The organism is Streptococcus suis (assembly GCF_002964045.1).
GTDB lineage: Bacteria > Bacillota > Bacilli > Lactobacillales > Streptococcaceae > Streptococcus > Streptococcus suis_U.
Genome location: NZ_POPB01000284.1, coordinates 1 through 23,457, shown reverse-complemented (window position 1 = coordinate 23,457; position 23,457 = coordinate 1). Strand labels below are relative to the sequence as shown.

Sequence of the window (23,457 nt, the reverse complement as noted above, 5' to 3'; positions counted from 1 at the left end):
CCACTGAAGAGCGCTACCGAGCTTATGCTGACTGGTCGCCAGAATACATTGAAAAAATCAAAAAGAACACAGAGAGTTCCCCTTGGAGAACCAACTTCCACATTGAAACACCATACGGTCTTTTGAATGACCCGAATGGATTTTCATATTTTAATGGAAAATGGACCCTCTTTTTCCAATACTTCCCATTCGGTGCTGCGCACGGATTAAAATCTTGGGTCCATACAGAATCAACGGATTTGGTCCATTTTGAAGAGACTGGGACAGTTATGTACCCAGATACACCACTTGATAGCCACGGTGCCTACTCTGGATCTGCCATGGAATTTGGTGACAAGCTCTTCCTCTTCTATACAGGAAATGTCCGTGATGAAAATTGGGTCCGCCATCCTTACCAAATCGGTGCCTTAATGGACAAGGACGGCAAGATTGAAAAAATTGATAAGATTTTGATTGATCAACCAGAGGATACAACCGACCACTTCCGTGATCCGCAAATCTTCAACTATAAGGGCCAATACTACGCCATCGTTGGTGGACAAAACTTAGACCAGAAAGGTATTGTTAAGCTCTATAAGGCTGAAAACAATGACTACCTCAACTGGACCTTGGTTGGTGACCTGGATTTTGCCAATGATATGACCGCTTATATGATGGAATGTCCAAACATTGCCTTTGTCGGTGAACAACCAATTCTTCTTTATTGCCCTCAAGGTTTGGACAAGGACGTTTTGGATTACGGCAATATTTATCCAAACATGTACAAGATTGGCCAAAGTTTTGATCCTGAATCAGCAACGATTGTAAAGCCAGGTGAACTTATCAATTTAGACTATGGTTTTGAGTGCTACGCAACCCAAGCCTTTAACGCTCCTGATGGTCGCACTTTATCAGTCAGCTGGTTGGCCCTTCCTGATGTAGAATACCCAACTGATGCCTATGATTACCAAGGTTGCCTGTCACTGGTTAAAGAATTGACTATCAAGGACGGCAAACTTTACCAATTCCCAGTTGAAGCCATCACCAGCCTTCGCAAAGAAGCTCAGCCATTTTCAAACCAAAAAGAAACCAACAACGTTTATGAATTGGAACTTGATTTTTCAGCAGATACTAAGCATGAAATCGTACTATTTGCAAACCAAGACAATAAAGGTCTAGTCTTGACTGTTGATACAGAAAATGGACAGATTACATTGGATCGCGAACATTGTGGTCAGCCATTTGCTCTTGAATTTGGCACAAGTCGCGCTTGTGATATTGAGTCTGGAGCGCTTACTGCCAATATTTTCATCGACAAGTCTGTCTTTGAAATTTTCATCAATAAAGGAGAAAAAGTATTTTCTGGACGTGTCTTCCCTGATGCAGATCAAAATGGAATTGCCATCACTACCGGAAGCCCTGCTGGAACTTACTACCATTTAGATTATGGTCGCAAAACTAACTGATGTCGCACAGTTAGCCGGAGTTAGTCCGACAACGGTTTCTCGTGTCATCAATAAAAAAGGCTATTTATCGGAAAAAACAGTTCGCAAGGTTGAGGAAGCTATGCGAGAATTAGGCTACAAACCTAATAACTTAGCTCGTAGCTTGCAAGGAAAGTCAGCTAAACTGGTTGGCTTGATTTTCCCAACTATCAACAATATCTTTTATGCCGAATTAATCAGTCATCTCGAAAGCCAGCTCTTCAACCGAGGTTATAAAACCATTATTTGCAATAGCCAGCACGAATCCGAAAAGGAAAGAGAATATCTGGAAATGTTGGCAGCCAACCAAGTGGATGGCATTATCTCTGGTAGCCACAACTTAGGTATTAAAGATTATGACCGTGTCTCTGCTCCTATCATCGCCTTCGACCGCAATTTATCACCGACAATCCCTGTCGTTTCATCTGACAACCATGCTGGCGGTGTACTTGCTGCCAAAACATTAAAAAAGGCTGGTTGCCAGCGACCTATTATGATTTCTGGTAATGACGATTCAAATTCCCCAACTGGGCTACGGCAACTAGGATTTCTCTCCATTCTTCCAGATACGATAGTCTACCACGTTTCCAGTGATTTCTCCCCCGTTAGAAAAGAAATGGAAATCCGTACGATTATTGAAAAACATCAACCAGATGGTATTTTCGTGTCAGGTGATGCTACTGCTATGTTGGTCTGGAATGTGGCACGTTCACTCAATCTGTCCATTCCACAAGATCTTAAACTGATTGGCTATGATGGGACCCACTTTATTGAAAACTACTATCCTCAATTGACAACGATTAAGCAACCCCTAGATGAAATTGCAAAACTAATGGTTGATTTATTGATTGACAAAATTGAAGGTCAGGAATTAAGCAAACATAACTATATCTTGCCAGTATCCCTACTAGCAGGAGGCAGTATATAAAAAGAACAGTACTTGACATCGGTCGGGTACTGTTCTTTTTGTTTGGTAAAAAATAAAAGGAGAAACCACTTAGGCTTCTTCTTTTATAAATTTGCTCAAAACACCATTGATAAATTTGGCTGAGGATTCATCTGAGAATTCTTTGGCTAGTTCGATAGCCTCATTGACAGCAACTCGGTCTGGAGTTTCTTCGAAATGCAAAATTTCAAAAAGACCCAAACGCATGATATTTTTATCAATCAAGGTCAAACGTTCCAAAGTCCAACCTGCTTTTAGTCGGCTAGACAAGTCCTTGTCCAATTCCTCACGATAATCTGCTACACCATTGACAAGATTGAGGAGGAAAAGTGGAATTTCAATGCCGTCTTGCTCATCATCTCGATCATACAGATAGGAAAATTGAGCTGCTTGGACAGGTTCTTGACCGAATTCGAGTGATACGATTGCCTGCAAAGCACACTTACGCAAGGCATGTCTATTATTCTTCATCAAGGAAATCCTCTCCGAACAAGTCTTTCAATGCTGGTTTTGGTGTTTTATCAGGAACAATGCCGTTTACATGAATATTGACAGCATTGACTTGAACTTCAGCATAGTTAAAAATAGCTGTTTTAACTGCTCGTTGAATATCCATTGATACAGCTGGAACATTTACACCGTACTCTAGATAAACATGAATATCAGCAGTCACTTTGCCCTCTTCATCCGTTTGAAGGTAGACACCCTTATTCAAGGATGATTTTGACCAAGTATCTGCAACACGCTTGTTGTGAAGAGAATGCACTCCTTCGACTTTGGCTGCTGCAATACCTGTAATCACTTCAAGAACGCGTGGTGCAATAACAATTTCACCTTGGTATTCTGTAGTCATAGGGTCTCCTTTCCTATGAGGAAATGCTTAGGCACGTGATACGTAAGTTCCCTCAGCTGTGTTAATCACAAGTTTTTGACCTGCTTCGATAAAGTCTGGTACGTTAACTACCAAACCAGTTTCCATAGTAGCTGGTTTACCTGAACCAGTCACTGTAGCACCTTTGATAGATGGTTGGGTTTCCGCTACAACCAATTCAACAGTTGTTGGTACAGTCACACCGATTACCTCTGTTCCGTAGAACTGGATTTTCACATCTGAGTTTTCCAAGATGTAGAGCAATTCTTCTTTGATTGTTGCTACTGGAATTTCATACTGGTCGTAAGTTTCAGTATTCATGAAGAATGCTGTATCATCCATTTGGTAAAGGTATTGAGCTGGAACTGTTTCGATGATGGCTTGTTCAAATTTCTCATCTGGACGGTAAGTTGTATCGAACGTTGAACCTGTACGCACATCACGCAATTTCATACGCATGATGGTGTTACCCTTACCTGGCTTGTGGTGGCTAGCTTCCAAAACCTTAATCAATTTACCTTCAGCTTCGAAGGTCATACCTGCTCTAAGTTTACTTGCTTCAATCATTGTATTGAATACCTCTTCAAAATTTATTTATTCGTTTTATTTTACCACAAACTAACAAATTTCTCAAATAACAATCAATTCTTTTGGAGCCAAAGTCAAGACTTCACAACCGTTTTCCGTAATCAATAGGTCATCTTCGATACGGACACCATATTTGTCATCCAAATAAATTCCAGGCTCATCCGTCAAGACCATTCCCGCCTTGATAGTTTCGTCAGATTTTCCAAAATATGGATACTCATGAATATCCAAGCCGATTCCGTGGCCAATACCGTGTGTAAAGTTGGCACCATAACCCGCTGCATTGATGATTTCACGCGGAATCGCATCAAATTCACGGTAAGTCACACCCTCTTTGGCCTGCTCAATCAGGGCCTTATTGGCACGCAAGACCACATCGTAAATCTCCCGCTCTTGGTCTGTCACATGACCGATATGGATAGTCCGCGTCATATCGCTGACATAATGCTGGTAGTAACAACCAAAATCCAGGGTCAAACTTTCACCAGTTTGGATTAGCTTTTCTGAAGCTCTTCCGTGGGGCATGGCAGAGCGGTAACCAGATGCCACGATAAACTCAAATGATGCCCCTTCTGCACCGAGTTGACGCATACGGTGATCCAGAAAATGATTGACGTCCATCTCAGTCGTCTGACCTGGTTTGATAAAGTCAAGAACATCAATAAAAGCCTGATCCGAAATCTGACATGCACGACGAATGGTCGCAATTTCTTTCTCATCCTTAATCATACGCAAGTCTTCAATAAAGTTTGACATAGCGACCAACTGATACCCCTCAAAAATGCTGGTCAGATATTGATAGAAACCATAGGTCACTTCGCTATCAAAACCAAGCTTTTCAAGTCCATCTTCCTTAATCACCTTGGCAATCTCTTCAAGAGCAAAACGGCTGTCGATAATATCAAAGCCCTGCACTGTCGCCTTGGCAATCAAGGTATAGCGTGCATCCGTCACAAACAAGCGGCGCTTGCCACTGATAAAGACAGTTGCTTCTGTTCCCCAAAAACCTGTTAGGTAATAAATATTATTCTGTCCTGTTACCAAAATCCCATCCACTTCTGATTGGGCTAATTTTGCTTCAAATTTTTCCAAACGCGCTTGCATAAAATACCTCCAAAGATTTTGTAACTATTATAGCAGAAAATATTAGATAAGAAAAACTACTGCCAAAAGACAGTAGCCCTATTTTAACGAGAACGCAACTCAACTGGCTCTAAGAATATGAGTTGTCCTAACTTAGCTACACCTGTAATTCTAGCTTTGATATGAAGATTCTGTCCCAACTGAACTGAATCTGTATCCTCTACAAGTTTTAAATCATAAAAGTTAACATTTTCAAATTTCATTGGTTCTCCAAAATAATTAGAGGTGTTTTCATCAACCCAATCTCCACCCTCAATCAAATAATCAAAGCGAGTATCGTAACTTCCGTGAGGCATAACATGAGCGACATGTCCATCAAATTCGACAATTACCCCCTTATATTTCTCAAAAAATTCCTTGGCCTTTGCTTCATCGGGATTAGATAAAATATAGGTAAAATCTGGATTATCTGGGGTAATTACCTGTGTTTGTTGCTCTGTCTAACTAGTGCTTGTTTCAGTACTTGCTTCTTGTTCAGAACTAGAAGACGAACTTTCTAAGTTTGAGCTACTCTCTGCATCATTGCTTTCTGTACTCTCCTCAGAATTGTTATAGTCTTTAAAAGTATGATAGTGAATCGTTATAGATACATCTTTTTCAAACAAGTCTCCTTTTGAAAAACTTTCGTTACCATTTACAGTAACTTTTTCAATCTCTCCATCTTTAGTAAAAATTCCAAAGGTCAAATCTTCGATTTTCTGTGTTGATACATTTTCAAAGCCGGCATCCTCTAATTGTTTTTGAACGGACTGATAGTCTGCTTCCTCCGGACTTGAACCCACTGGAATTGCAATTTTATTTGTATCTGTTGTTTCGCTACTGCTACCACAGGCTACTAAACAAATACTTACAAAACAGGCTAGACATAAAAATACGAATTTCTTAAACATATGTGCTCCTTTATCTTTTACTAAGTTTAGTTTACTATACACTATTTATTTTCGTAATACATTTTGTAATACAATTTGCAATATTTAATATTGATTTATTTCGCTATACACTTGTAACAAGGAGCGAATAAATGGCATTTAAATTAAAATCAGATAAAAAAGAAACAGAAATCAAAACCATTCGATTTCCGTCAGAGTTGGTAGATAGAATTGAGGAAGCAATCGTCAAAAAGGATGTCAGTTTCTCAAGCTTTGTTATTCAGGCCTGCGACTATGCTTTGAATAATATGGATAAAGAGCAGTAAAAAAGAGCCGACGGCTCTTTTTAACTTGCTTACTTCAACTTCATTTTCAAATACTGGCCTGTAAAGCTGGCTGGATTTTGAGCAACTTCTTCTGGTGTTCCTGTCGCGACAACGGTACCGCCACCGACACCGCCTTCTGGTCCCAAGTCGATAATGTGGTCTGCTGTTTTGATCACATCCAGATTGTGCTCGATGACAAGGACAGTGTTGCCGTCATCGACAAAGCGGGCCAAGACCTTGAGCAACTGGGCGATGTCTTCAGTATGTAGGCCAGTCGTTGGCTCGTCCAAGATATAGAGAGACTTACCAGTTGACCGCTTGTGGAGTTCAGAAGCCAATTTCATCCGCTGAGCCTCACCTCCTGACAGGGTTGTTGCAGGTTGTCCCAAAGTCACATAACCCAAGCCAACATCTTGGATGGTGCGGAGCTTGCGTTCGATTTTTGGAATGTGTTTGAAGAACTCGACCGCATCATTAACCGTCATATCAAGGACCTGAGCGATATTTTTCTCCTTGTAGTGTACTTCCAAGGTTTCAGAATTGTAGCGGTGGCCATGACAGACTTCACAAGGCACAAAGACATCAGGCAGGAAGTGCATTTCAATCTTGATAATCCCGTCACCAGAGCAGGCTTCGCAACGACCACCTTTGACGTTAAAGGAGAAACGCCCCTTCTTGTAGCCACGGATTTTGGCTTCATTGGTCTGGGCAAAGAGGTCACGAATATCGTCAAAGACACCTGTGTAGGTGGCTGGGTTGGAACGTGGTGTCCGTCCGATCGGGCTTTGGTCTATGTCAATCAGGCGGTCCAAATGTTCAATTCCTGAAATGGACTTGAACTTGCCTGGCTTGTCCGAATTGCGATTGAGTTTCTGAGCAATAGCTTTTTTCAAAATAGAGTTGACCAGAGTTGATTTACCAGACCCAGATACCCCTGTCACCGCCACAAATTTTCCAAGTGGGAAACGGACAGTTACATCTTGCAGGTTGTTTTCCTTGGCACCTGTTACCTTCAGGAAACGACCATTTCCAACACGGCGTTCGAGAGGTACCGGAATTTCACGTTTGCCAGACAGGTACTGGCCTGTAATGGATTTCTTGTTTTTGGCAACTTGGGCAGGCGTTCCAGAAGCAACGATTTCTCCACCGAAGACACCCGCACCTGGACCGATATCAATCAACCAGTCCGCCTCCCGCATGGTGTCCTCATCGTGTTCTACCACAATCAAGGTATTACCCAAATCACGCATTTTCTTAAGACTAGCAATGAGGCGGTCATTGTCCCGCTGGTGCAGGCCAATCGACGGCTCATCCAAGATGTAAAGAACACCGGACAGGTTGGAACCAATCTGAGTCGCCAGACGAATCCGCTGACTCTCACCACCAGAAAGCGTACCCGCAGCTCGTGAAAGGGTCAGATAATTGAGACCAACATTATTAAGGAAGGACAGGCGGTCCTTGATTTCCTTGACAATCGGTGTCGCAATAGTGGCTTCATTTTCAGATAAGGTCAGATTTTCAATCACTTGCAAATGATCCGCTACGGACAAGTCAGACAGCTGCCCGATATGAAGTCCTTTCTCACCACCGACTTTAACAGACAAAGCTTGGTCATTGAGGCGGTAGCCGTGGCAGGTTCCACAGGTCAATTCATTCATATAAGCCTTCATGACTGTCCGCGTGTAATCACTATTGGTTTCACGGTAGCGGCGGTTAATGTTGGTAATCAAGCCCTCGAATGGAATGTCAATATCACGCACCCCACCAAACTCATTTTCATAATGGAAATGGAATTCCTTCCCGTCAGAACCGTTGAAAATCAGGTTTTTCTCCTCTTCCGTCAATTCCTCAAAAGGCTTGTCCATATCCACGCCAAAGTGGTTCATAGCCTGCTCCAGCATCTGAGGATAGTAGTTGGAAGAGATTGGATTCCAAGGAGCCAAAGCACCCTCACGCAAAGTCTTGCTGGTATCTGGGACAATCAAATCTGTATCCACTTCCAGCTTCATGCCCAAACCGTCACAGTCGCTACAAGACCCAAAAGGAGCATTGAAAGAGAAAAGACGAGGCTCCAACTCTGGCACCGTAAAGCCACAAACTGGACAGGCATAGTACTCAGAGAACAGCAGTTCCTTCTCATCCATGGTGTCAATGATGACATAGCCGTCCGCAATCCGCAGGGCAGCTTCGATAGAATCGAAGAGCCGCGAGCGAATGCCTTCTTTGATGACAATTCGGTCGACTACGACTTCGATATTGTGAGCCTTGCTCTTGGACAACTCAGGCACTTCCGACACATCATAGACATCACCATTGACCCGCACCCGAACATAGCCGTCCTTCTGGACTTTCTCAAAAATAGTCTTGTGCTGCCCCTTTTTCTTCCGCACAATCGGAGCTAGGATTTGCAAACGCTGACGTTCTGGCAATTCCAAGACCTCATCGACAATCTGCTCCACCGAAGAAGCCGCAATTGCACCGTGCCCATTGATACAGTAGGGCACCCCGACCCGAGCATAGAGCAGGCGGAGATAGTCGTTGATTTCCGTTGCCGTCCCGACTGTCGAACGCGGATTCCGCGACGTGGTTTTTTGGTCAATGGAAATAGCAGGGCTGAGACCCTCTATGGAATCCACATCAGGTTTGTCCATGTTGCCCAAGAACTGACGAGCATAGGCAGACAAAGACTCTACGTAGCGACGTTGACCTTCGGCATACAGAGTATCAAAAGCCAAACTCGACTTACCTGACCCCGACAAACCAGTCACCACCACCAACTTCTCCCGCGGAATGGTCACATCAATATTTTTCAAATTATGGGCACGCGCCCCGTGGATCACAATATTTTCTTGCATAATTTAAGATACAGAGGGCGTCAAATGCACAGTCAAAATAGGAAACTAACGCTGTGTCTGAAAGACACAAGGAAGTTTATCTTTTTGACACTACATTTAGCCCGTGTTCAATTCCTTTCTAAAGATACAAAGCCCGTAAAACGCAAGGTGAAACTAGGAAATTCGACGAAGAGCGTTAACGCTCTAGGAGGATTTGTCTTTTTCACGTAGCGTTTAGCCCGTGTTTAATTCCTTTCTTAAGAGTCTCTAAGTTGTAACATGAGAGATAAGAAAAGTCCGTACAACTTACTCACTTAAATGTCTTCATATTATAACACATTTCTGCATAAAACCTTTCCGAAACAGTGCTTTTTTTGGTATAATAGAAGTTGCGTTAACGAAACAATTGCAAAAGGAGGGCGTCATATGAAACAGATTTTTCTATCAACCATGACTGATTTAGAAGAAATCCAAACCTTTGAACCTGGGGCTTGGATCAATTTGGTCAATCCCTCCCAGAGCGAGTCAATGGAAGTAGCTGAACACTATAAGATTGACATCGCCGACTTACGAGCACCGCTCGATGCGGAAGAGTCTTCTCGTATTACGGTTGAAGAGGACTATACTTTGATTCTGGTCGACGTTCCGATTCTTGAAGAGCGAAACAATAAAACTTACTATATTACCATTCCGCTTGGTATTATCTTGACGGAGGACGCAATTATCACTACTTGCTTGGAACCATTGCCCCTTTTTGATCAATTTATCCATCGGAGATTGCGTAATTTTTATACTTTTATGAAGTCTCGATTTGTTTTCCAAATTCTCTACCGCAATGCGCAACTTTACCTGTCAGCCCTGCGAACCATTGACAGAAAGAGTGAAGAAATCGAGAAACAACTTCATGAAGCAACTCGAAACGAAGAATTGATTGTCCTCATGGAATTGGAAAAAACCATCGTCTACTTCAAGGCTTCCCTTAAAACCAACGAACGGTTGGTCAAAAAGTTGGCTAGTTCTTCTCGTCTCCTTCGAAAATACGAAGAAGACGAAGATTTGCTAGAAGATACCTTGGTCGAAACCCAACAGGCCATTGAGATGGCAGATATCTATGGTTCCATCCTGAATTCGATGACCCATGCCTTTGCATCTATCATTTCCAACAACCAAAATACCATCATGAAAACCTTGGCATTGGTGACTATCGTTCTATCTATCCCAACCATGGTCTTCTCCGCATACGGTATGAACTTTAAGGACAACGTTATTCCTTTTAACGATATTCCCTATGCATTTTGGTGGATTATTCTTTTCGCCTTTGCAATCAGCTTATCACTCACCTTCTACTTCATTCGTAAGAGATGGTTTTAACCTAAGGAGATTTACATGTCATTTACAGAAATTAATGGATTAACTAAAAAAAATCAAGAATTCATTCACATTGCTACCAACCAATTAATCAAAGATGGTAAGACTGATAGTGAAATCAAAGAACTATTGGAAGAAATCTTGCCTACTATTATTGAAAAGCAAAAAACTGGCGTGACTGCCCGCAATCTCTATGGTGCACCAAGTGAATGGGCCGCTAGCAAAACTGTTTCTGAACAAGAAAAGAAGGAACAAATCGAATACAATGAAAATCCATGGTTAATGTGGTTGGACTCAAGCCTCTTCATGCTTGCAATAATCGCAGCGATTAACGGTTTGATGAATCTTTTTGGGCAAGGAGCACAATATGGCTTAGTAACGCTCCTAGTCATCGGTTTCGGCGTTGGTGCTGGTATGTACTTGATGTACCATTTCGTTTACAGAGAACAAATTAAAACTGGACAACGTCCTAAATTGCTGAAAGCTATCGCTTTTCTTGGACTTGCTACGTTGGCATGGTCACTTGTATTTCTCTTGGCAGCATTGATTCCAACAGCTCTAAACCCAGTTCTACCACCACTTGTTACAATTCTTATCGGAGCAGCAGCTTTCGGTGCACGCTACCTCTTGAAAAAGAAATATAACATTCGTAATGCTATGTCCCCAGTTCAATAATTAAACAAAGCGATTGGAATATTCCAGTCGCTTTTGTTTATCTATACAATAATCTGAAGCCTCAATATACTTTCGTATTCTAAACAAGCCGTTGACACAGTTTATCCCCAGACTGTAACTCGCTTTATTTTTTTTTGGCTCGAGTTGAAACAGTCTATCCACAGACTGGACCTCGATTTGGTATTTCTTGGCTCGGGTTGAAACAGTCTATCCACAGACTGTAACTCGCTTTTTCGTTTCTTGGCTCGGGTTGAAACAGTCTATCCACAAACTGTAACTCGCTTTTTCGTTTCTTGGCTCGGGTTGAAACAGTCTATCCACAAACTGTAACTCGCTTTAGTATTTCTTGGCTCGGGTTGAAACAGTCTATCTCCAGACTGTAACTCGCTTTTTCGTTTCTTAGCTCGGGTTGAAACAGTCTATCCCCAGACTGTACCTCGCTTTATTTTTTCTTGGCTCGGGTTGAAACAGTCTATCCACAGACTGTAACTCGCTTTATTTTTTCTTGGCTCGGGTTGAAACAGTCTATCCCCAGACTGTTTCAATCCACCAGACCATTACTCGCTTTCTCATTTTCAAGTTCGTTAAAAAGCAGTCCATACTGTTATTGCGCCTTTCCAGTTTCTAGGGCACAAGCTAAAAAGACCCGTCAGGGTCTCAATTCACCTTCAAATTTCCGAGCTCATGAAAAAACAGTCCATACTGTTATTGCGCTTTTCACATTTCCAGAGCGCAAGAAAAAATGGTCCACTGGACCATTTTTTTAATCTTCGTTTACGAATGGTAGCAATGCCATTACGCGAGCACGTTTGATAGCTGTTGTTACTTTACGTTGGTTTTTAGCTGAAGTTCCAGTTACACGGCGTGGAAGGATTTTTCCACGTTCAGAAATGAAACGGCTAAGAAGCTCAGTATCTTTGTAATCAACATATTCAATTTTGTTAGCTGCGATATAGTCAACTTTTTTACGGCGTTTGAAACCGCCACGACGTTGTTGAGCCATGTGTGTTCTCCTTTATATTATTATTTCAGACCTAGAATGGTAGGTCATCGTCTGATATATCCATTGGATTACTTGCTCCAAATGGACTTTCTTCTCTAGCGAAGTTAGGTGTAGATTGTGCAGGTGCTTGATAAGGTGAGTTATAGTCATTTCCACTAGCAAATGAATTGCCAGCTGAATAAGCACCACCTTGACCTTCACGGGCAGTACGGCTTTCCAAGAGTTGGAAACTTTCTGCAACTACCTCAGTAACGTAGACACGTTGCCCTTGCTGATTGTCATAGCTACGAGTCTGGATACGACCTGTAACACCAATCAGAGCACCTTTCTTAGCCCAATTCGCCAAATTCTCAGCTTGTTGACGCCAAATGACTACGTTGATAAAGTCCGCTTCACGCTCTCCGTTTTGATTTTTAAAATTGCGGTTAACCGCCAAAGTAAAAGTCGCAACAGCTTGGTTAGACGGAGTATAACGAAGTTCTGCATCACGGGTCATACGACCAACCAATACTACATTATTAATCATAAACTACCTTCTTACGCGTCAAGTTTGACAATCATGTGACGAAGAATGTCGCCGTTGATTTTTGACAAACGGTCAAACTCTTTAAGAGCTTCATCGTTGTTAGCTTCAACGTTAACGATGTGGTACAAACCTTCGCGGAAATCTTTGATTTCGTATGCAAGGCGACGTTTTTCCCATGCTTTTGATTCAACGATAGTTGCACCGTTGTCAGTCAAGATAGAGTCAAAGCGTGCTACCAAAGCGTTTTTAGCTTCTTCTTCAATGTTTGGACGAATAATATAAAGAATTTCGTATTTAGCCATTGATATGTTCCTCCTTTTGGTCTAATGACTCATGGTCTAGCCACGAGTAAGTGAGGGATACTCACAGAAAATAATTATACCATAATATAGAAAATGTGCAAGTAAAAAGGGCTTACTGAAAACAATTTCACGAAAGAAAAGACTATCCAAGTTCATGGATAGCCAAATAGATTATGCCACAATCGCTTTTGCTACTTCTTCTGTTGTCATGCGTGAGAAATAGTGAGTTGTGTCGATTTCTTGTAACTTAGCAAGGACATCTGTGTATTCATAGCGGGTGCCGACTAGTAGGTTTTCAATATCAGACACATCGCCGATACCGAAGAAGTCACCGTAAATCTTGATGGACTCGATAACCGATTTCTCAGCCTTGATGTAGGTCGTGATTTTACCAGCTGGGTAACGAACGCTGCGCTCCACAGTGTATTCTGGTGTTTGACCGTAGGTCCAATCCCAAGTCGCAAACTGGGTATCACGGATTTCTTGGATACGAGCCAAGTCATCTTCTGACAAGACATACTCATCCATGTCTGGATATTCTTGCTTCATCTGGTTGAGAATGGCGTCCTTGAACTCCAGAACAGTCATCTTCTCTGGCAATTCGTTGTTGATGTTGGTCACACGGGCACGGACTGACTTAACACCCTTGGACTCAATCTTGTCCTTGCTGACCTTGAGGGCACTTGCCAAGACTGACATATCCACATCAAAAAGCAGACAACCGTGGTGCATCATGCGCCCTTTAGCATAGGCTTGGGCATTGCCACAGATTTTCTTGCCATCGATTTCCAGGTCATTACGGCCAGTAAAGTTGGCTTCTACACCTAGGGTCGCAAGGGTATCAATTACAGGCTTGGAGAAGGTTTTGAAGTCAAAAGCTCCCTCGTCTGCCTTGTTAGAGATAATAGTATAGTTGAGGTTGTTGAGGTCGTGATAGACAGCGCCACCACCTGACAGACGGCGAACAACATGGATGCCCTTTTCGTCTGTGAATTCCTTGTTGATTTCTTCAATGGCATTCTGATGCTTACCGATAATGATGGCAGGCTCATTGATCCAGAGAATAAAAATTTCGTCAATATCTGTTAATTCCTTGAAGGCATAGGCTTCGAGGGCAATGTTATAAGCTGGGTCATTGCTGTTGTTTACGATGTATTTCATGCAAAACTCCTTTATTGTTAACTAATTTTTATTATAGTGGAAACGATAACAAAAGACAAGCCCAAAGACTTGTCTCTCTACTGTATTTTAGACGCTCTTATTATTTACGTTTTGGTGGGTTGTGAATCGCCACACCAAGCACATCTAGGAAGGCTTCGTACATCACTTCCGAGAAGGTTGGGTGACCGTGGATGGATGCTGCCACGTCATCAACTGTCAACTCAGATTCCATGATAGTTGCTGCTTCGTTGATCATTTCAGCTGCAACTGGACCGATGATATGAACACCAAGGATTTCATGGTATTTCTTCTCAGCGATAACTTTTACGAAACCATGTGCTTCGTTAGAAGCGATTGCACGACCGTTACCAGTGAAGCTGTTGCGACCGATAAGGATGTTTTCTTTACCGTATTTCTCGATTGCTTGGTCTTCTGTCAAACCAACCATAGCGATTTCTGGGTGTGTGTAAACCGCTGCTGGTGTGAAGTCCAATTTAGCCTTATGGTGGTTGCCGTGGATGGCATTTTCAGCTGCCACTTCACCCATACGGTAAGCAGCGTGTGCCAACATCTTGGTACCGTTGACATCACCTGGTGCGTAGATACCTGGGATAGAAGTTTCTTGGTACTCGTTGACCTTGATACGACCGCGGTCTAGTTCAAGGTTAAGATTTTCAAGGCCAGCCAATTGTGGTACACGACCGATTGAAAGAAGGGCTTTTTCAGAAACGATTTCTGAGCCGTCGTTCAACTTGATTGTCAATTGGTTGTTGGCTTCGACGATTTCAGATACACCAACAGATGTCAAGAATTTCATACCTTTCTTAGAAAGGACTTTTTGCAATTCAACAGACACTTCGCGGTCCATACCTGGAATGATACGGTCTGCCATCTCAACAACTGTTACTTCTGTGCCGTATGATGCGTAAACCAAACCAAGTTCTACGCCGACTACGCCACCACCCATAACAGTGAGTGACTTAGGAATTTCACGCAAGTCAAGGATATCATCAGAAGTCAATACCAACTTAGAATCGATACCTGGAATATTGATGCGTGATACTTTCGAACCTGTTGCAAGAACGATGCTGCGACCTTTGATAACCTTATCGCCGATAACAACAGTCTTGTCAGGGTTTACTTGACCAAGACCGTTGAAGATGGTTACTTTATTGGCTTTCAAGAGACCTGCTACACCGCCTGTCAAGGTCTTCACAACCTTGTTCTTGAAGTCAACTGTCTTGTCCATATCAACGGTGTAGTTTGTTGAAGCAAGGTTGATACCACGCTCAGCCGCAATCTTCAAGCCGTCAAGGATTTCAGCGTTTTTGAGGTAAGTCTTAGTTGGGATACAACCCTTGTTCAAGCAGGTACCGCCAAATTCTGATTTCTCAACGATAGCGATTTTACCGCCCAATTGAGCACCACGAATAGCTGCGTAGTAACCAGCAGGACCACCACCGACAACAACCATGTCATACTCGTCAGCTGCCAATTCAACCTTAGGAGCTTGTGGTGCTGCGGCAGGAGCTGCGGGCACTTCCAAACCAGCTGCTTTCAAATCAGCAGTTGCTTGAGCAACCTCAGCTGGAGCAGGTGCAGCACCCACTTCAACAGTTTCACCTTCTGCACCAAGGTAAGCAATAACTTCTGTTACAGGAACTGTTGCACCGTTACCGTGAACGATTTTCAAAAGAACACCTGATTCTTCCGCTTCCAATTCCATACTTGTCTTGTCTGACATCATCTCCAGGATAACATCACCTTCGTTGACAAAATCACCCTCTTGTTTTTTCCACTCGATGATTTCGCCTTCTTGCATATCTACACCAAGTTTCGGCATAATAATTTCAATTGCCATAGTTAAGATACCAAGAGCGAAGAGAAAGCGACTGAAAAATTAGGAAATCGTAGAAAATCCTGATTTTCTAAACGATTTATCTATTTTTCCGAGCTTTCCGCTCGGGTTCAATTGCTAAAATTCTCTCGCTCTTATTCCCTTTCTTTATTTTCTATTCAGAAATCTATATTCCTTTATTTTTGACCAACAAAACTTTATCAGATCAACAATTCCAATGGGTTTTCCAGCAAGTTCTTCAAGTCAACCATGAACTTAGCACCATTCATACCGTCAACGATACGGTGGTCAATGGTCAAGCAGAGTGCCATGATTGGACGGATTTTGATTTCGCCGTCGATGACAACTGGTGTTTGAACAGTTGCTGCTACACCAAGGATTGCTGAGTTTGGTTGGTTGATGATTGGGTTAAAGGTTTTAGTACCAAACATACCCAAGTTGGTGATAGAGAAGGTTGAACCTGACATTTCAGCACCCTTCAACTTACCAGATTGAGCCTTCTTGATGACATCTTTCGAAGCCACCACGAAGTCAGACAAGCTCATCTTATCTGCACCGTGAACAACTGGCACAACCAATCCTTCATCCAAACCTACCGCGATACCAAGGTTGACAAACTTGTGCAACTCGATTTCCTGTGCATCGTTAATCAAAGATGCATTGAGGTAGCGGTGCTCTTCTTTCATCAGCGTACGAGTTACCGCAAGACCGATCAAATCTGTAAAGGTTACTTTCAAACCAGTCTTGTTCATGATAGGCTCAAGGACTTGCTTACGAAGTGCAATGAGGTTAGTCATGTCGATATCGTAGTTAAGCGTAAAGGTTGGAGCTGTCAAGTAAGAGTTGACCATACCTTTTGAAATTGCCTTACGCATTGGGCTCATCTTGATGATTTCAACACCTTCTGGCAATTCTTTAGCTGGTTTCTCTTCAGCTTTTGGAGCTGGTGCAACAGTTTCTACAGCTGCAGGAGCAAGTACTGCAAGAACGTCATCCTTAACAATCTTACCATTGACACCTGAACCTGTAAGGGTTGACAAGTCAACACCTTGGTCTGCTGCGATACGGGCTGCAAGCGGAGTTGCTTTTGGAGCTGCTCCCTTGAAGTCTTCAACGTCAACCTTGTGGACACGGCCGTTAGCACCTGTTCCTGGAACAAGACCCAAGTCAATTCCAAGCTCACGCGCCAATTTACGTGCTGCAGGAGTCGCACGAACCTTGCCACCACCTTGAGGTTTGGCAGCCGCTGCAGGAGCAACGATTACAGGTGTACGACCTGCAGGCACTTCTTCGATTGCTGCAGCAGGAGCAACTGGAGCAGATGAAGCTCCTGCTTCAACTGTCTCACCTTCAGCACCCAAGTAGGCAATAACTTCTGTTACGGGAACAGTAGCACCGTTTCCATGAACAATTTTCAATAGGACGCCTGACTCTTCTGCTTCCAGCTCCATGCTGGTCTTGTCAGACATCATTTCCAAGATGACGTCGCCTTCATTGACGAAATCGCCCTCTTGTTTTTTCCACTCGATGATTTCACCTTCTTGCATGTCCACACCGAGCTTAGGCATAATGATTTCAATAGCCATAATTATGATACAAAGAACGTCCAAATGCGACCGTATTTTAGGAGTCCAACGCAGGATGCTTCACATCCAAGGCGGACTATCTAAATTCCGAGCATTTAGTTCGTGTTCTAATCCTTTCTTTCAGTTTCTTACGTTACCAACAAACCAGACTTATTCCCTAGTCAGTTCAAGTTCTGGCTGCATTCTTTCAAACAGGGACTGGACGGTTGCCCGTCCTTCCGTTGTGGATTAACCTCTGTTTACTTGCTTGTAGATTGCCGCTTTGATTTTCTCTACGTTTGGCAACACTGCGTTTTCAAGAATGTTTGCGTAAGGAACTGGTACATCGTCTGAAGCGATACGGATGATTGGTGCATCCAAGTAGTCAAAGGCTTCGCTTTCTGTGATGATCGATGCGATTTCACCGATGAAACCACCTGTTTTATAAGCATCGTTGACCAAGATAACCTTACCAGTTTTCTTCACAGATTCGATGATCAATTCTTTATCCAATGGGATAAGGGTACGTGGGTCAACCACTTCTACGCTGATGCCTTCTGCAGCTACTTCTTCAGCCGCTTTCAAGGCACGTTCCAACATACGACCGTATGAAATAATGGTTACATCAGTACCCTCACGTTTGATTTCACCTTTACCAAGTGGAATGTAGAAATCTGGGTCCAAATTCACTTCTTCTTTTTTACCGTAAAGAGCTTTTGGCTCCAAGAAGATAACTGGGTTGTTATCAAGGATAGATGATTTCAAAAGACCTTTTGCATCGTTAGCTGTACCAGGTGCGACAACCTTGATACCTGGGATGTGCGTCAACCAAGCTTCAAGAGATTGTGAGTGCTGGGCAGCAGAACCGATACCAGAACCTGATGCTACACGGAAGGTTACAGGTGTCTTCAAACCACCACCAAACATGTAGTTTGTTTTGGCAGCTTGGTTAACAATCGCATCAAGGGCAATTGTGATGAAGTCCATGAAAGTCAAGTCAACGATTGGACGAAGACCTGTTTGAGCCGCACCAACCGCAGAACCAGCGATTGCAGCCTCAGAGATAGGCGTGTCGCGAACGCGTTTTGGACCGAATTCGTCCAACATACCAACAGATGTACCGAAGTCACCGCCGTAGATACCGACGTCTTCACCCATCAAGAATACTTTTTCATCCTTACGCATTTCTTCGCTTTGAGCCAAGTTAATCGCTTCACGCAAGGCCATTACTTTTGTTTCAGCCATTTTTTACTCCTAATTTATATCAATTTATCTATACTGTACCAAGGAAAACCAAACAATTCCCACGATGTAATTGTTTATTATCCCGGCTTAAGACACCTTAGAATTGTACTCGAACTTAAATAGGTAGTCTACCTTGATGAACTACCCTAGTTTGACTTGCTCTTTAGAGCTTAGTCAAACTTCTTACGTTAATAGTTGGGTTCAGACTAGAGGCTTGGAAAAATAGATGAGCCATTAGTGATGTCCGCATCACTAGCTGACTCCCTAATTTTTCTGTGCCTCTTTAACGTCTTCACAACTTAGAATTGTACTCGAACTAAGGACTGTGCGAAAAAGATAAATCAGCAGGAAATCCCAATTTCCTTGGCTGATTTCCTATTTTCGCTGTGTCCTTTTAACGTTCTCGTTACTTAATCTACAAACACATCCTCATAAGCTACTGAGATGTCTGGATCTGGGCTTTCTTGTGCGAATTTCACAGATGCTTCTACTTGTTCTGCCACTTGTGCTTCGATGGCATCCAATTCTTCGTCAGTCGCAATCTTGTTTTCTGTCAAATATTTGCGGTATTTCTTAAGTGGGTCTTTTGCTTTCCACTCGTTAACTTCTTCTTTTGTACGGTAAACACCTGCGTCAGCAGTTGAGTGACCAAACCAGCGGTATGATTCAACTTCGACCATGGCTGGACCGTTACCTGCACGAACGTATTCGATAACTTCTTGCATTTTCTCATAAACGGCAATCACGTCGTTTCCATCTTCAACATAGTGACCTGGCATACCGTATGCAGCAGCACGTTGGTAGAGGTGAGGAATCTTAGTAGAATAAGAAATGTCAGTTGAAATACCGTAACGGTTGTTAGTGATAAAGAAGATAACTGGCAAGTTCCAAACAGCTGCCAAGTTCATTGACTCATGGAAGGAACCTTCGTTAGTAGCTGAATCACCTGAGAAGGCGATAACGATATTATCTGTACCAAGGTATTGTTGCGTAAGGGCTGCACCCACCGCAAGGGCGTAACCACCACCTACGATACCGTTTGAACCAAAGTTTCCTTTTTCAACGTTAGCCAAGTGCATAGAACCACCACGGCCTTTAGATGTACCTGTTGCTTTACCAGCAAGCTCTGCCATCATACCGTTGATATCAATACCTTTTGCAATAACGTGACCGTGACCACGGTGGTGTGAGAAGATGATGTCTTGCTCTGTCAAACCAGCGATTGGTCCAACGGCTGCAGCTTCTTCACCAACTGAGAAGTGAGTCATACCTTGTACGAAGCCACGACGCACCAATTTGTTCAATTTCATGTCAACATCACGGATTTGTTGCATTTTTAGGAACATGTCCAAATGTTGTTCTTTTGAGATAGATACCATAATTTCCTCCAAAGGTTTTCTCTTACCTTTCTATGATAGACTAATCTTTCACAAATGGCAAATTTTTGAACCGTTTTCTTTTTGCAGAAATTTTCTTGAAAAGCCTATTCTAGTGCGATTTTTCACAATTTAGTCATAAATTACAAACAACTCTTGAAATATTTTTCACAAACTTCATCTACTATTGAAAGCCAGTTCCCTTTTTGTTAATATATAGTTGGAGGTACTTATGGAATTTGATCTATTTATTACGATTTGCAATTACATCGGTACAATAGCATTTGCTGTTTCTGGAGCGGTTAAGGGTTTTAAAAAGAATCTAGATATCTTTGGTATTTGCCTTCTCAGCATAATAACTGCTGTCGGAGGTGGAATCATTCGTGACATCATGGCCAATCGCATACCAACTGCACTAACCGATCCAAAGGCTGCCTATCTTTCTATAGGAGTAGCCATCATTCTGTACATTATAGTCATCAATGTAAAACAGGATAAGCCCCTCGATAAAAAGAAAATCCTATTTCTAACCAAGACTAATCTAGTCTTCGATGCAATTGGATTGGCAATTTTTTCTCTAATCGGAGCCAGTACAGGTGTTTCACTTGATTTAAATGCGATGACAAGCGGAATTTTAGCAGCACTGACTGGTGTCGGAGGAGGAATAGCGCGCGATATGCTTGTTAATGAAACGCCTATCGTTCTCAAAGAAGATGTCTATGCTGTTCTTGCACTCTTCTCTGGAATCCTTTATCATCTTTGCGTTGTAAATTGGAAATTGCCACAAATTCCAACCTTTATCAGCATTTTCGCAATCAGCTTGATGATTCGTTTACTTGTTATAAAATATAAAATCAATCTTCCCAATATGGAACATAAAAGAAAGGCCTGAGTAGGTAAAACTCAGACCTTTTCTTATTTTATCGGCTTACCAGCCACCGTGACCACCAGCACCTGGTCCTGTCGCAGTGATTTGAGTAATTTGTTCACCGTTAACGGTTACTGTACCACCTGTGAATTCAACTGTACCATCGAAGTCGAAGGCTGATGTTGGTGCGGTTACATCAATGGTACCGCCAGAGATGTAGATGTCACCATTGGCATCAAAGGCATCTGTATCACCGCTACCCACTGCAACTTTCAAGTCACCACCTGTCACCTTGATAAAGATGTCTGATGAAGTTGTGCTTGCTGCGTTAATGGCGTCATCTGAACCGTAAACATCCAAGGTACCACCATTGATGGTAATATTGGTTCCCTCAAGGGCTTCTAGTGATTCTGATACTGTAATAGTACCACCATCGATTGTCAATGCAGTTTCTGCTTTGATACCATCATCGCCTGCTTTAACAGTGATTTCACCACCTGTAATAGTTGTGTAACCTTTTGTCGTATCTGTATCATTGGTTGACTTAATACCATCACCACCTGCAGTTACATTGATTGTTCCGCCATTGATTGTCAATGAATCTTTACCACGAATACCATCATCAACTGCTGTCACTGTGATATTTCCTGCATTGATTACTAAATCATCTGTTGAAACAATACCATCTTGGAAATTACCTTCAACTGTCAAGTTACCATTACCAGTAATGGTCAAGTCAGCTTCGACGTGGATGGCTCCTTCGATGTTTGTATCTGAGTGATTGCTGGTATCTTTTACTGTATTACTTGTACCATCTTGAATTTCCAATTCAACGTTGTCTGCGCTAATAACATTGATAGCTGCTGTGTCCGAACTTGAAATGTCGGCTCCAGCTAAAATAATACGGACATTGGCATCTGTTTCAACCGTCACACCTGCAGTTGTTGAACCTGTCAAAATGTAGGTACCACCCTCTGTAATTTTCAAGCCATCATTTGACAATGTCACTTCTGTTGTTGGAAGAGCTGACCAGTCAATCGATGAAGAACTTGAATCAGATGACGTTGAGTTACTTGATGTAGTTGATGATTGGCTAGTCGTTACCGAACTTGATGTTGTAGTTGAACTAGAAGTTGAAGAACATGCTGCTAAGACACCAAGACTCATAAGTGTTACACCAGAGTAGAGAAGTTTTTTTAGATTTGTTTTCATAATGTTTAATTCCTTTTCTTTCTTTAGGAAGTTCTATTTGCCTTCCTGATATGCTCTTAGTTTACCTGTCAAACCTGAAAGAAAGATTAAAGATTGCCAAAAGAAAACTTAAAGTAATTTTTAAATATCCCATCAAAAAAGACTGGAAAACCAGCCTTTGTTTCTACTTATTTATCTAACTTTGTCCAAGTTAAACTTGTCAAATCAAGTAATGGTGACGTTTCAGGGTTCGTATCTGATTCAGAAATTTGTTTCAAGCCCGGAATCATCGCATTGAATTGATAAATACGGTATATGCCGTTCCCTTCAAACAAATAGGTTCCATCCTGTAAGGGACGAAGTAGAGCGTCCGGACCAATATCAATCCCAATATTTCGGAAACTATCCACCAAACGTAAACTATTACCTGAAAGCTGAGTATAGAGATCAATGAGCACATACTCATCCAATCTATTTAAGGCTATAAGCAACTCCTCTTTGCCATCTTGGTCAATATCGTATAGGCTATAATAGGCTCCGCTGTACTCCTGTCCTTGACTAGTTGGTAGAGCTAAGTAACTACTTACTTCATCTTGATTTATTGCTTCTGTCGCTTGACCAAGGTTTGCTTGATAGCGCTCAATAACTGACTGATAAATAGTAGGTACCGCTTGAGCAAGCGTCGATGAAGTATCAGTCTGTACCTCGGAACTAGATGAAGTTTCTGTACTAGTTGAAGTTTCCTGACTTGAGCTTGTTGAAGTTTGAACTGTACTACTAGTAGACGAACTTGAACTACCTACTTCTTTTGTCTGATTTGATTGACAAGCAGCTAGCAAAACAATTGTCGACACCAAAATCAAATTGGTAAGAATTCTTTTCATATGATTCCCCTCCACTTTCTCTTTTATCTAAGTATACCATCTTTATTGATTTTTGTACACGTTTACACGATTGTATAAATAGTATCCAGGAGAACATTATACAAACTTTCAGAAAATCTCCATCCTTGTTCAAGTATATTGTAACCGCCCAATAACAAGGTATCTATCTACTCACTCCCTCCTCCAGTATACTGTTAGAAAAACAAAACTGGAGGATTTATTATGTCACAGCCCATCGTCCCATTGACTGTTCCCCAATCTAGACACTTTGAGAAGAAAGGCAGAAACGATATTCTGATGAAAATTCGTCTCGGAAAAGTGGAAGTCACATTCTTCCAATCTATCAACCATGAAGTAATGGAAACGATTTTGGATAAGGTACTGCACTATGACCA

At 42.2% G+C, this 23,457-nt stretch carries 23 protein-coding genes; 6 read left to right on the top strand and 17 right to left on the bottom strand.

The genetic code is table 11. The features are described 5' to 3' along the window. Both C1E99_RS03820 and C1E99_RS03815 read left to right on the top strand, forming a co-directional pair. Positions 1-1,445: sucrose-6-phosphate hydrolase (locus tag C1E99_RS03820; protein ID WP_105206633.1), on the top strand; the 1,445-nt coding region annotated here is incomplete at its 5' end. Next, entirely contained in the window at positions 1,426-2,391 is a 966-nt protein-coding gene (locus tag C1E99_RS03815; RefSeq protein ID WP_105206632.1) for a LacI family DNA-binding transcriptional regulator, read from the top strand. The genes C1E99_RS03820 and C1E99_RS03815, both read left to right, overlap by 20 nt. A gap of 69 nt (positions 2,392-2,460) precedes the next feature. Here the strand turns inward: C1E99_RS03815 and nusB are convergent, their stop codons facing one another. The 6 genes from nusB to C1E99_RS03785 all read right to left on the bottom strand — a co-directional run bounded on the left by nusB (position 2,461) and on the right by C1E99_RS03785 (position 5,943). Next, on the bottom strand, positions 2,461-2,880 hold the full coding sequence (nusB, locus tag C1E99_RS03810) for a transcription antitermination factor NusB (protein ID WP_105206631.1): 420 nt from the start codon (positions 2,878-2,880) through the stop codon (positions 2,461-2,463). After that, a complete protein-coding gene (locus C1E99_RS03805) occupies positions 2,870-3,262 on the bottom strand; it encodes an Asp23/Gls24 family envelope stress response protein (protein WP_099832911.1) in 393 nt (130 codons plus the stop codon). Before C1E99_RS03805 ends, nusB begins: the two co-directional genes overlap by 11 nt. A 27-nt stretch (positions 3,263-3,289) precedes the next feature. Then, positions 3,290-3,847 (bottom strand): elongation factor P, encoded by a 558-nt coding sequence (gene efp / locus C1E99_RS03800; RefSeq protein ID WP_029998462.1) that lies wholly within the window; start codon positions 3,845-3,847, stop codon positions 3,290-3,292. 63 nt (positions 3,848-3,910) lie between these two features. Beyond that, complete coding sequence (locus C1E99_RS03795) at positions 3,911-4,972, bottom strand: M24 family metallopeptidase (protein ID WP_105206630.1); 1,062 nt, start codon at positions 4,970-4,972, stop codon at positions 3,911-3,913. Positions 4,973-5,055: 83 nt separating this feature from the next. Next, complete coding sequence (locus C1E99_RS03790; RefSeq protein WP_153060155.1) at positions 5,056-5,430, bottom strand: DUF4839 domain-containing protein; 375 nt, start codon at positions 5,428-5,430, stop codon at positions 5,056-5,058. Between the two features lie 21 nt (positions 5,431-5,451). Continuing rightward, entirely contained in the window at positions 5,452-5,943 is a 492-nt protein-coding gene (locus C1E99_RS03785) for a hypothetical protein (RefSeq protein WP_161951143.1), read from the bottom strand. An 89-nt stretch (positions 5,944-6,032) separates the two neighbouring features. On the opposite strand from C1E99_RS03785, the gene C1E99_RS14935 reads away from it, so the two are divergent. Beyond that, positions 6,033-6,206 carry a YlcI/YnfO family protein gene (locus C1E99_RS14935; RefSeq protein WP_002942417.1) on the top strand — a complete coding sequence of 58 codons (174 nt, stop codon included), beginning with the start codon at positions 6,033-6,035 and terminating at the stop codon, positions 6,204-6,206. A 29-nt stretch (positions 6,207-6,235) separates the two neighbouring features. Here C1E99_RS14935 and uvrA read toward each other — a convergent pair whose 3' ends face one another. After that, the gene (uvrA, locus tag C1E99_RS03780) at positions 6,236-9,061 is read right to left on the bottom strand and encodes an excinuclease ABC subunit UvrA (protein WP_105206628.1); all 2,826 of its coding nucleotides are present in this window, start codon (positions 9,059-9,061) and stop codon (positions 6,236-6,238) included. A 405-nt stretch (positions 9,062-9,466) separates the two neighbouring features. Here uvrA and C1E99_RS03770 point away from each other — a divergent pair, with 405 nt between their 5' ends. Then, entirely contained in the window at positions 9,467-10,411 is a 945-nt protein-coding gene (locus C1E99_RS03770) for a magnesium transporter CorA family protein (RefSeq protein ID WP_105206626.1), read from the top strand. Positions 10,412-10,426: 15 nt separating this feature from the next. Beyond that, positions 10,427-11,083 (top strand): DUF1129 domain-containing protein, encoded by a 657-nt coding sequence (locus C1E99_RS03765; RefSeq protein WP_105206625.1) that lies wholly within the window; start codon positions 10,427-10,429, stop codon positions 11,081-11,083. A 763-nt stretch (positions 11,084-11,846) separates the two neighbouring features. On the opposite strand, the gene rpsR is transcribed toward C1E99_RS03765, so the two are convergent. The 8 genes from rpsR to C1E99_RS03725 all read right to left on the bottom strand — a co-directional run bounded on the left by rpsR (position 11,847) and on the right by C1E99_RS03725 (position 20,122). After that, positions 11,847-12,086 carry a 30S ribosomal protein S18 gene (rpsR, locus tag C1E99_RS03760; RefSeq protein WP_002939250.1) on the bottom strand — a complete coding sequence of 80 codons (240 nt, stop codon included), beginning with the start codon at positions 12,084-12,086 and terminating at the stop codon, positions 11,847-11,849. 31 nt (positions 12,087-12,117) lie between these two features. Continuing rightward, on the bottom strand, positions 12,118-12,612 hold the full coding sequence (locus C1E99_RS03755; RefSeq protein ID WP_105206624.1) for a single-stranded DNA-binding protein: 495 nt from the start codon (positions 12,610-12,612) through the stop codon (positions 12,118-12,120). Positions 12,613-12,623: 11 nt separating this feature from the next. Beyond that, positions 12,624-12,914, bottom strand: coding sequence for a 30S ribosomal protein S6 (gene rpsF / locus C1E99_RS03750; protein ID WP_002942403.1), 291 nt, complete (start codon positions 12,912-12,914; stop codon positions 12,624-12,626). Positions 12,915-13,085: 171 nt separating this feature from the next. After that, positions 13,086-14,075 (bottom strand): lipoate--protein ligase, encoded by a 990-nt coding sequence (locus C1E99_RS03745; protein ID WP_105206623.1) that lies wholly within the window; start codon positions 14,073-14,075, stop codon positions 13,086-13,088. A 100-nt stretch (positions 14,076-14,175) separates the two neighbouring features. Then, positions 14,176-15,936, bottom strand: a complete 1,761-nt coding sequence (lpdA, locus tag C1E99_RS03740; RefSeq protein WP_105206622.1) for a dihydrolipoyl dehydrogenase — start codon at positions 15,934-15,936, stop codon at positions 14,176-14,178. 197 nt (positions 15,937-16,133) lie between these two features. Next, positions 16,134-17,519 (bottom strand): dihydrolipoamide acetyltransferase, encoded by a 1,386-nt coding sequence (locus tag C1E99_RS03735; RefSeq protein WP_024377944.1) that lies wholly within the window; start codon positions 17,517-17,519, stop codon positions 16,134-16,136. Between the two features lie 228 nt (positions 17,520-17,747). Then, complete coding sequence (locus C1E99_RS03730) at positions 17,748-18,743, bottom strand: alpha-ketoacid dehydrogenase subunit beta (RefSeq protein ID WP_024379493.1); 996 nt, start codon at positions 18,741-18,743, stop codon at positions 17,748-17,750. A 410-nt stretch (positions 18,744-19,153) separates the two neighbouring features. Next, a complete protein-coding gene (locus C1E99_RS03725; protein ID WP_002942391.1) occupies positions 19,154-20,122 on the bottom strand; it encodes a thiamine pyrophosphate-dependent dehydrogenase E1 component subunit alpha in 969 nt (322 codons plus the stop codon). Positions 20,123-20,351: 229 nt separating this feature from the next. Between C1E99_RS03725 and C1E99_RS03720 the strand changes: the two genes are divergently transcribed. Continuing rightward, on the top strand, positions 20,352-21,011 hold the full coding sequence (locus tag C1E99_RS03720; RefSeq protein WP_105206621.1) for a trimeric intracellular cation channel family protein: 660 nt from the start codon (positions 20,352-20,354) through the stop codon (positions 21,009-21,011). Positions 21,012-21,047: 36 nt separating this feature from the next. Here the strand turns inward: C1E99_RS03720 and C1E99_RS03715 are convergent, their stop codons facing one another. Together C1E99_RS03715 and C1E99_RS03710 are read right to left on the bottom strand one after the other, a co-directional pair. Continuing rightward, positions 21,048-22,199 carry a carbohydrate-binding domain-containing protein gene (locus C1E99_RS03715; RefSeq protein WP_105206620.1) on the bottom strand — a complete coding sequence of 384 codons (1,152 nt, stop codon included), beginning with the start codon at positions 22,197-22,199 and terminating at the stop codon, positions 21,048-21,050. A gap of 167 nt (positions 22,200-22,366) precedes the next feature. Further along, entirely contained in the window at positions 22,367-23,062 is a 696-nt protein-coding gene (locus tag C1E99_RS03710; protein WP_105206619.1) for a colicin lysis protein, read from the bottom strand. Between the last annotated feature and the right edge of the window lie 395 nt (positions 23,063-23,457).